We start from the raw sequence: 9,027 nt of genomic DNA, 5'->3' as shown, positions 1-9,027 counted from the left end.
GCAGGTGCGGGAGCCGGGCCCGGAGCCGCGCCGGGCACGACCCCTGCACCCGGCATATGGGCGACCTCGGGAGCGGCCTGCGGCATCGCCTCGGGCATCGGGCCCACCGCGTGCGCCGGATTCACGCCCGCGGGCAGGTGGGCCTGGGTGCCGGGAACCGCGCCGGTCGCAGGCACGTGTGCCACCGGCTGGACGAACTGGTTGACCGCCGACGCGACGTCGCGGGACGGGCGCGGCGCGGCCGCGTCTCCGGCGAACACCGCGGCGGCGGCCATCAGCATCGAGGCGGCATTGGTGGGGTCAGACGCCGCCTGCTGAATGACGGGCCCGATGCTCTGCACCGCGGGCAGGCCCGGGGCCTGCAGACCGTCGATCGGCAGTGGCGCCGCTACCGGGTCGGCGTGAGCGGTTCCGGTCACGCCGACCATCAGGAGCGCGGCCGACGAGCCCACCGCCATCGCGGTGGTGAGCATCGTCCTGGTCGTTGACATGATTCCCCAATGCGTTCGGTGGGCGGGCGGGCTGTGATCGGGGTCGGGCGTCAGGGCAGCGCGGACAGCGGGGTGAACACCGGCGCCAGCGGCGCGGCCGGTGCCGCCGCCGCAGCGGGTGCCGCAGGAACCGCGGGTGCGGCGCCCGTGCCCGCGGACGGCAACAGGCCGGCCAACGGTGTGCCCGCGGGCAGCAGTGACGCCAGCCCGCCCGGCACGCCCAACGAATCGGTCAGGCCGGTCGGCAGCAGCGACGGCGTCGACGCCGGGGTCGCCGCATCGGCGGGCACGGTGGTCGTATTGCCCTGCCCGATCGCTGTCGCACCCGGAAGGCCCGTCACCGCACCGGGCAGCGCGGTCGCAGGCTGAGGCAGGGTGATCGACGCCGTCGCCGCAGGTGGCGTGGCCGGCGCGGCCGGGGCGACCTGGGCGGTCGGCGCGGCGTTGCCCATCATGGTCGTGACGGTCTGCATCAGCTGGGTCGCGGCCGCAGGATTCGCGGCGAGTTGCTGAAGGAACGGCAGGCCCGGCACCTGGGGCGCCGGTGCAGGCGCGGGCGCAGGCGCGGGCTGAGCCGCCGCAGAAGTGCTGAGCGCCAAGGCAGCCGAGACCGCTCCCGCCGCTGCGAACATCGTGGTTGCAAACAATTTCCCGGTGCGGTGCATGGTTCTCCCAATCATCAAAAGACACGGTTGGCTCATATGGCAGGCCTGAACCCGAAGCTAGCCTGTTACTGGAGTTACTCAAGTGACACGTGTGGCATTTATGCAACCGTTACTGACACGAGTGCCGATGGTGACCGCTCGCTAGAGTCGATGGGCATAGACGCCATCGCTTCCGCCCCAGCAACGTCCGCCTCACCGCTGGCGGCCCGCTTGTCAGCCGCGGCGCCGGTGCTGATGATCCTCAGCATCGCGGCACGACTCGCGTGGACCTATGTGTTGCCCACCGGGGCGAACTTCGTTGACCTGCACGTCTACATCGGCGGTGCCGCCGCGCTGGACCACCCGGGCACGCTCTACGACTTCGTGTACGCCGACCAGACCCCGGACTTCCCGCTGCCGTTCACCTATCCGCCGTTCGCGGCCGTGCTGTTCTACCCGTTGCACCTGCTGCCGTTCGGCCTGGTCGCGCTGGCGTGGCAGCTCGGCATCGTCGCGGCGCTCTACGGCGTGGTGCGGATGAGCCAGCGACTGCTGCCCGACGGCGACGCGTCGCCGGGTGGCCGGCGGGTCGCGATGCTGTGGACCGCCGTCGGGATCTGGATCGAACCGCTGCGCAGCACGTTCGACTACGGCCAGGTCAACGTGCTGCTGGTGCTGGCCGTCCTCTACGCCGTTTACACGACGCGCTGGTGGCTCTCCGGGCTCTTGGTGGGGCTGGCTGCCGGGGTGAAGCTGACGCCCGCGGTGTCGGGGTTGTACTTCGTGGGTGCGCGGCGCTGGGGCGCGGTGGCGTTCTCCGCGGTCGTGTTCCTGCTGACGATCGGGGTGTCGGCCCTCGTCGTCGGCGACCAGGCGCGGCATTACTTCACCGAGCTGCTCGGCGACGCGAGCCGGGTCGGCCCGATCGGGACGTCGTTCAACCAGTCATGGCGCGGCGGGATCTCGAGAATCCTCGGGCACGATGCCGGCTACGGCCCCGTGGTGCTGGCAGGCATCGTCGTGACGGCCGCGCTGGCCCTGCTGGCGTGGCGCGCGGTCGGCGGGGCTGACGACCGGCTCGCCGCGATCGTGATCGTCCAGCTGTTCGGGCTGCTGCTGTCGCCGATCTCGTGGACTCATCACTGGGTGTGGCTGATACCGCTGATGATCTGGCTGCTCCACGGTCCGCTGCGGGCCCGCCTCGGTGCCCGTGTCCTCGGATGGGGCTGGCTGGCGCTGACGGTCGTCGGGGTGCCGTGGTTGCTCAGCTTCGCCCAGCCGAGCATCTGGGTGATATCGCGGCCCTGGTACCTGGCGTGGGCCGGCCTGATTTACATCGTCGCCACGCTGGCGACGCTGGCGTGGATCGGCGCTACAGGTTTCCGACGATCCCGTTGATGTCGCGAGCCATCGCCACGTCCTTGTCGGTGATGCCGCCTTCTGAGTGCGTGACTAATGCGAAAGTCACTGTCCGCCAGCGGATGTCGATATCGGGATGGTGGTCCTTGGCCTCTGCGTGCTCACCGACCCGGCGCACCGCGTCGATGCCGTCGAGGAACGCGGGGAACTTGATCGAGCGTCGCAGGGCGCCGTCACTGTGCTCCCAGCCGTCGAGGTCGGGCAGTGCGGCGTCTATTTGGTCGTCCGTTAACACAGCCATGTCTTCGACGGTATACCGTCTGCCGCAGTGTCAAACCAGTTGCCGGATCTGATCGTTGTCGCGGGTGCGTTGGTTCGGGACGGCGCGCTGTTGGTCGCCCAGCGTTCCCGGCCACCGGACCTCGCCGGCCTGTGGGAGTTGCCCGGCGGCAAGGTCGCTGCGGGCGAGTCGGAAGATGTTGCGCTGGCGCGTGAACTGCGCGAGGAGCTGGGGATCGGCGTGACGGTCGGCGCGCGCCTCGGCGGCGACGTCTCGTTGACCGAGTCGGTGGTACTGCGCGCCTACCTCGTCACGCAGACCGACGGTGTGCTGCACCCCCACGACCACCGAGCACTGCGATGGGTGGGCACCGACGAGCTCGACACCCTGCCCTGGGTGCCCGCCGACCGGGCGTGGCTGTCCGAGCTTTCGACAGTCCTGGGTGCGGCGACGTCCGGCGTGCGTCCAGATCGACATCGAGGCTGACCGCGCGATCTGAGCGCACACCACAGCACGGGGCGCCCCGCCGGACCCGGTTCAGTAGTGCAGGCGGTCCCCGACGACCCGCACATCGGTGCGGTTGTCCGGATGGCGCAGCGCATGGATCGGGTGCGTGAGCATCGGATGGCGGCAGTGGGGGCACGACGTCCTCGGCTGGTTGGCCGAGTTGAACGCGAGGTGGTGACACTCGGTACATCGCACGACGTAGAGTGCCCCGACCCAATTGAGCATGCCCAGATATATCGCCACGACCGCGAACGTCCCGACCAGGACGATGGACGCCACTGCGAGTATCTCGTAGACCGTCATATTGGCTGACCTCCGTAAACGCCCGACGGATGGTTACCACGGTACGCCGAAGGGTCCGTCAGATCACGACTTCCTGGCCCGCGTGAAGACCTTGGTCAGTTCCTTGCCCCGAATCCCGTTGAGTTGGGCCCTGTGCACCTTGTCGATGACGACCGGGCTGGGGGCACCTCCCGCTTGCGGGGGACGCTTGCAGCGCGGCTTGCTGCGACAACACTTCGTCTTCGGTTTCAGGTCGGCGAGCTTGCCGTGATCCAAGTGAGCTGTCTCTCTCGTTTTCGTGATCAGTGCGCTGCACTGCGACAATCACCGCGTGACTGCACGCCCGGATTTTCGCAACGTCGCCATTGTGGCCCACGTCGACCACGGCAAGACGACCCTGGTCGACGCGATGCTGCGCCAATCGGGGGCCTTGAGCCACCGCGGTGACGACGCGATCGAACGCCTGATGGACTCCGGTGACCTGGAGAAAGAAAAGGGCATCACCATCCTGGCGAAGAACACCGCCGTCCATCGCCGCAACCCCGACGGCACCATGACCGTCATCAACGTCATCGACACCCCGGGTCACGCGGACTTCGGCGGCGAGGTCGAACGTGGGCTGTCGATGGTCGACGGGGTGCTGCTGCTCGTCGACGCGTCGGAAGGCCCGCTGCCGCAGACGCGGTTCGTGCTGCGCAAGGCGCTGGCCGCGCACCTGCCGGTGATCTTGGTCGTGAACAAGACCGACCGTCCCGACGCCCGGATCTCCGAGGTCGTGTCCGACAGCCACGACCTGCTGCTCGATGTCGCCTCCGACCTCGACGAGGAGGCCCAGCGGGCCGCCGAGGACGCACTCGGCCTGCCCACGCTGTACGCCTCGGGCCGAGCGGGCATCGCCAGCACGACCGAGCCGGCCAATGGCGAGAACCCCGACGGGAAGAACCTCGACCCGCTGTTCGACGTGCTGCTAGAGCACATCCCGCCGCCGCAGGGCGACCCGGAGGCTCCGCTGCAGGCGCTGGTCACCAACCTGGACGCATCGGCGTTCCTCGGCAGGCTCGCGCTGATCCGCATCTACAAGGGGCGGATCCGCAAGGGTCAGCAGGTCGCCTGGATGCGTGAGGTCGACGGTCATCCAGTCATCTCCAACGCGAAGATCACCGAGTTGCTCGGCACCGTGGGTGTCGAACGCACGGCCATCGACGAGGCGATCGCGGGCGACATCGTCGCGGTCGCGGGCATTCCCGAGATCATGATCGGTGACACCCTCGCCGACCCCGAGCACGCGCATGCGCTGCCCCGCATCACCGTCGACGAGCCTGCGATCTCGGTGACCATCGGCACCAACACCTCGCCGCTGGCGGGCAAGGTGTCCGGACACAAGCTCACCGCGCGAATGGTCAAGTCGCGCTTGGATTCCGAGCTCGTCGGCAACGTCTCCATCAAGGTCGTCGACATCGGGCGCCCGGACGCGTGGGAGGTCCAGGGCCGTGGCGAGTTGGCGTTGGCCGTCCTCGTCGAGCAGATGAGGCGTGAGGGCTTCGAGCTCACCGTCGGCAAGCCGCAGGTCGTCACCCGCACCATCGACGGCAAGCTGCACGAGCCTTTCGAGGCGATGACGATCGACTGCCCGGAGGAGTTCGTCGGCGCGATCACGCAGCTGATGGCCGCCCGCAAGGGGCGGATGGAGGAGATGGCCAACCACGCCGCCGGATGGGTGCGGATGGACTTCATCGTGCCCAGCCGTGGCCTCATCGGCTTTCGCACCGACTTCCTGACGCTGACCCGTGGCACCGGCATCGCCAACGCCGTGTTCGACGGCTACCGCCCCTGGGCGGGCGAGATCCGGGCCCGCCACACCGGCTCGCTGGTCTCTGACCGCAGCGGCACGGTGACGCCGTTCGCGATGATCCAGCTCTCGGATCGCGGCCAGTTCTTCGTCGAACCGGGCGACGACACCTACGAAGGGCAGGTCGTCGGGATCAACCCGCGCGCCGAGGACCTGGACGTCAACGTCACCCGCGAGAAGAAGCTGACCAACATGCGCTCCTCGACCGCAGACGTGATGGAGACACTCGCGCGTCCGCTCGAACTCGGTCTCGAGCAGGCCATGGAATTCTGCGCCGAGGACGAGTGCGTCGAGGTGACACCGGAGATCGTGCGGGTGCGCAAGGCCGAACTCGACGCGACCACCCGCGGGCGGGCCCGCTCGCGTGCCAAGGCGCGCGGGTAGTCCGATGGCCATCGATCGGCGAGACACGAGCCGGGTCGGGGAGTCGGACGGTCGCCCCGTAGCGGTCGATACCCTGTAGACGTGCCGACGACCCCGCGACGCGTCAGCGCCGTGGCCGGCGCGATCCTCACCACGTTGTCCCTGGTCACCGGCTGTAGCGTGAGCCCGCCGCCGGCCCCGCAGAGCACCGACACCGCCCAGAACACGCCGCCGCCGCCGATGAGGGCGTCGCAGATCATCATGGCGATCGACTCCATCGGCCCCGGTTTCAACGCCCACCTGCTCTCCGACCAGTCACCGGTCAACGCCGCGATCAGCTCGTTGGTGCTGCCCAGTTCTTTCCGGCCGGTCCCCGACGCGCGGACACCCACGGGCTCCCGCTGGGAGATGGACCCGACGCTGCTGGAGTCCGCGGAGGTCACCGACGAGAACCCCTTCACGGTGACCTACAAGATCCGTCCCGAGGCCCAGTGGACCGACAACGCGCCGATCGGGGCCGACGACTTCTGGTACCTGTGGCGCCAGATGGTCAGCCAGCCCGGCGCGGTGGATCCGGCCGGCTACGACCTGATCACCGGGGTGCAGTCGGTGGAAGGCGGCAAGACCGCGGTCGTGACGTTCTCCCAGCCGTATCCGGCATGGCGGGAGCTGTTCAACAACATCCTGCCCGCGCACATCGTCAAGGACGTCCCCGGCGGATTCGGCGCCGGGCTGGTGCGCGCGATGCCGGTGACCGGCGGACAGTTCCGGGTGGAGAACATCGACCCGCAACGCGACGAGATCCTGCTGGCACGCAACGACAGGTATTGGGGAGTGCCCGCGACCCCGGATCTGATCCTGCTGCGCCGCGGCGGCTCGTCCGCCGCGCTGGCCGACTCGATTCGCAACGGCGACACCCAGGTCGCGCAGGTGCACGGCGGCGCGGCGGCATTCGCTCAGCTGTCGGCGATCCCGGATGTGCGGACCGCGCGGATCGTCACGCCGCGGGTCATGCAGCTGACGCTGCGGGCGCAGCAGCCCGCGCTCGCCGACAGCCAGGTGCGACAGGCCATCCTGGGTCTGCTCGACGTGGACCTGCTGGCCGCGGTCGGTGCCGGCGACGACAACACCGTCACGCTGGCGCAGGCACAGGTGCGCTCACCTTCCGATCCCGGCTACGTCCCGACCGCTCCGCGCGCGATGAGCCGCGAGCAGGCCATGGAGCTGTTGGCGGGAGCCGGATACCAGATCGAACCGGTGTCGACCTCCCCACCGGCGCCGCCCACTCCGAGCCTGCCGGAGAACAATCGCGGACATCTCACCAAGGACGGCGAGCCCCTGACGCTGGTGCTCGGGGTCGCCGCCAACGACCCGACCTCGGTCGCCGTCGCCAACACCGCGGCAGACCAGCTGCGCAATGTCGGGATCGCGGCGACGGTGTCGGCGCTGGATCCGGTGGTGCTCTACGGCGACGCGCTGGTCAACAACCGCGTGGACGCAGTGGTCGGCTGGCGTCAGGCCGGCGGCGACCTGGCGACGGCGTTGGCGTCGCGCTACGGCTGTCCCGCGCTGGAGGCGACCCCGGTCGCGACGACGGCGCCGCAGCCGGCGGCCACGCCGTCACCCACCTCGCCGGCGACGCCGTCACCGACAACGCCCCAGGCGGAGCCGCGCAGCACGACCGCCACCGTCGCCCCGCCTCCGGAGCCGGACACCGGTGAGCTCTTCCAGGCGCCGAGCAACATCACCGGCATCTGCGACCGGGGCATTCAGCCCAGGATCGACGCGGCGCTGCGCGGCACCGCCGACATCGGCGAGGTGATCGCCGAGGTGGAGCCGAATCTGTGGAACATGTGGACAGTCCTGCCGATCCTGCAGGACACCACGATCGTCGCCTCCGGGCCGCGGCTGCAGAACGTCAGCCTGACCGGCGCGGTGCCGGTCGGCATCGTCGGTGACGCCGGCAAGTGGGTCAAGCTGCCCCAGTGATGTCGCGGCGGCTGCCGTGACCGCGGCGCCGAAGCATCGCCAGGGCGTACGCGGCGTAGGCGCCGATCGCGAACACCGCCAGCAGCCACAGCGGCGGACGGGCGAGTTCCCACACGAAAAGCGCCGCGAACAGCGGCGAGCGCTGCGTGATCGCCAGCACACCCGCGGCGCAACTCAGCGACACCGCGGCCACGTGAAGGTCGGCGCCTACCCACTGGTTGAGGCCGAGCGCGACCAACGACCCCGCCGCGGCCCCCGTCGCCAGCGCCGGGGTGAGTAGGCCGCCCACCGCGCCGGCGCGCAGGAACAACGAGGTCAGCAGCGGCTTGAGGAGCAGGATCGCGGCGGCCGCACCGAATGTCAGCCCGCTGTTCACGCTGACCTCCAGGATGCTGCGGCCGTTGCCGGGAAGTTCGGGCAACCAGATCGAGCAGACGCCGGTCAGCAGCCCGGCGGCCGCGATCGCCGGGATCAGCATCTTCGACCGCACGAGGGCCGAGGGCCTGGCGGCAGTCGTCATCCGGTCGAATGCGAGCCCCACGGCAACCGCCAGCGGCGCCGACGCCAGCGCCAGGAAGCCGAGCAGATAGGACAGTCGCGCGTCCGGCCACACCAGCGGGTGCTCGAGGTGGGTGACGGGCGCGGCGACGGCCACGGCGAGGCTCGACGTGATCAACGCCGCGCCGAACGCCCGCGGATGCCACGTGCCGAGCAGGATGCGGGCGGCGAACACCGCGCCGCCCAACGGCACGCTGTACACGCGCCCAGCCCCGCGCCTGCGGCGCACGCCAGCAGAATCTCGCGGTCGCGGGCGGTCAGCGCCAACCGCGAGATACCGAAATCGCCCCACGCGGCGGCCAGTTGGCGCGGCGCCCCTTCGCGACCGAGCGAGGCTCCCGATCCGACCAGCAGTACCTGCAGACCCGCATCGATCGACAAGGCCAGCCGGGGGATCGGGCGGTGGGCGGTGATGGTCGCAGACAACTCCGGCACCTCGCAGCGGCGCCGCAGCCACCACCACCCCCACCCTGCCAGCGCGCCCCCGAGCATCGGGCCGAGAGCGCGGCGTATGTGACCGCTGTCCTCCACGCCGCTGAGGAGCGTTCCGAACGTGTAGTGGTAGGTGAGGTGCTCGATGGCGTGCAGCAGCAGGGTGGTGGCCGCGCCGGCGACACCGGCGAGAAGACCGATGATGACGATCGCGCAGCCGAACTCAACGGTGCGCCGCGTCACGAGCCGAATGTATGCCAGCACCGTCGCCCG

The 9,027-nt window shown here is 69.9% G+C and carries 8 protein-coding genes and 2 pseudogenes; 4 read left to right on the top strand and 6 right to left on the bottom strand.

The window, feature by feature from the left end:
- Positions 1 to 491 (bottom strand): annotated as a pseudogene (locus tag H7I57_RS23610) (Rv1157c family protein); the annotation flags it as partial.
- A 50-nt stretch (positions 492 to 541) separates the two neighbouring features.
- Positions 542 to 1,156, bottom strand: coding sequence for a hypothetical protein (locus tag H7I57_RS23605; protein ID WP_264026460.1), 615 nt, complete (start codon positions 1,154 to 1,156; stop codon positions 542 to 544).
- 150 nt (positions 1,157 to 1,306) lie between these two features.
- On the opposite strand from H7I57_RS23605, the gene H7I57_RS23600 reads away from it, so the two are divergent.
- Positions 1,307 to 2,533: a mannosyltransferase gene (locus H7I57_RS23600; RefSeq protein ID WP_264026458.1), complete on the top strand. Its 1,227-nt coding sequence runs from the start codon at positions 1,307 to 1,309 to the stop codon at positions 2,531 to 2,533.
- Here the strand turns inward: H7I57_RS23600 and H7I57_RS23595 are convergent.
- Positions 2,508 to 2,795, bottom strand: coding sequence for a 4a-hydroxytetrahydrobiopterin dehydratase (locus H7I57_RS23595; protein ID WP_264026457.1), 288 nt, complete (start codon positions 2,793 to 2,795; stop codon positions 2,508 to 2,510). The genes H7I57_RS23600 and H7I57_RS23595 overlap by 26 nt on opposite strands.
- Positions 2,796 to 2,834: 39 nt before the next feature.
- Between H7I57_RS23595 and H7I57_RS23590 the strand changes: the two genes are divergently transcribed.
- Positions 2,835 to 3,260 carry a (deoxy)nucleoside triphosphate pyrophosphohydrolase gene (locus H7I57_RS23590; RefSeq protein WP_264026468.1) on the top strand — a complete coding sequence of 142 codons (426 nt, stop codon included), beginning with the start codon at positions 2,835 to 2,837 and terminating at the stop codon, positions 3,258 to 3,260.
- A 51-nt stretch (positions 3,261 to 3,311) separates the two neighbouring features.
- Here the strand turns inward: H7I57_RS23590 and H7I57_RS23585 are convergent, their stop codons facing one another.
- Together H7I57_RS23585 and H7I57_RS23580 are read right to left on the bottom strand one after the other, a co-directional pair.
- Positions 3,312 to 3,584: an FmdB family zinc ribbon protein gene (locus tag H7I57_RS23585; RefSeq protein WP_264026456.1), complete on the bottom strand. Its 273-nt coding sequence runs from the start codon at positions 3,582 to 3,584 to the stop codon at positions 3,312 to 3,314.
- A 63-nt stretch (positions 3,585 to 3,647) separates the two neighbouring features.
- A complete protein-coding gene (locus H7I57_RS23580) occupies positions 3,648 to 3,839 on the bottom strand; it encodes a hypothetical protein (protein ID WP_264026454.1) in 192 nt (63 codons plus the stop codon).
- Between the two features lie 55 nt (positions 3,840 to 3,894).
- On the opposite strand from H7I57_RS23580, the gene typA reads away from it, so the two are divergent.
- Together typA and H7I57_RS23570 are read left to right on the top strand one after the other, a co-directional pair.
- Entirely contained in the window at positions 3,895 to 5,796 is a 1,902-nt protein-coding gene (gene typA / locus H7I57_RS23575) for a translational GTPase TypA (RefSeq protein WP_264026452.1), read from the top strand.
- Positions 5,797 to 5,877: 81 nt separating this feature from the next.
- Positions 5,878 to 7,764 carry an ABC transporter family substrate-binding protein gene (locus tag H7I57_RS23570; protein ID WP_264026450.1) on the top strand — a complete coding sequence of 629 codons (1,887 nt, stop codon included), beginning with the start codon at positions 5,878 to 5,880 and terminating at the stop codon, positions 7,762 to 7,764.
- Here H7I57_RS23570 and H7I57_RS23565 read toward each other — a convergent pair.
- Positions 7,748 to 8,997, bottom strand: a pseudogene (locus H7I57_RS23565) (chloride channel protein). The gene H7I57_RS23570 and the pseudogene H7I57_RS23565 sit on opposite strands and share 17 nt — an antisense overlap.
- Positions 8,998 to 9,027: the final 30 nt, after the last annotated feature.

This window comes from Mycolicibacterium pyrenivorans, assembly GCF_025821625.1.
GTDB classification, from domain to species: domain Bacteria; phylum Actinomycetota; class Actinomycetes; order Mycobacteriales; family Mycobacteriaceae; genus Mycobacterium; species Mycobacterium pyrenivorans.
The sequence above is the reverse complement of the archived record's forward strand: the minus strand, read 5'-3'. Positions and strand labels throughout refer to the sequence as shown.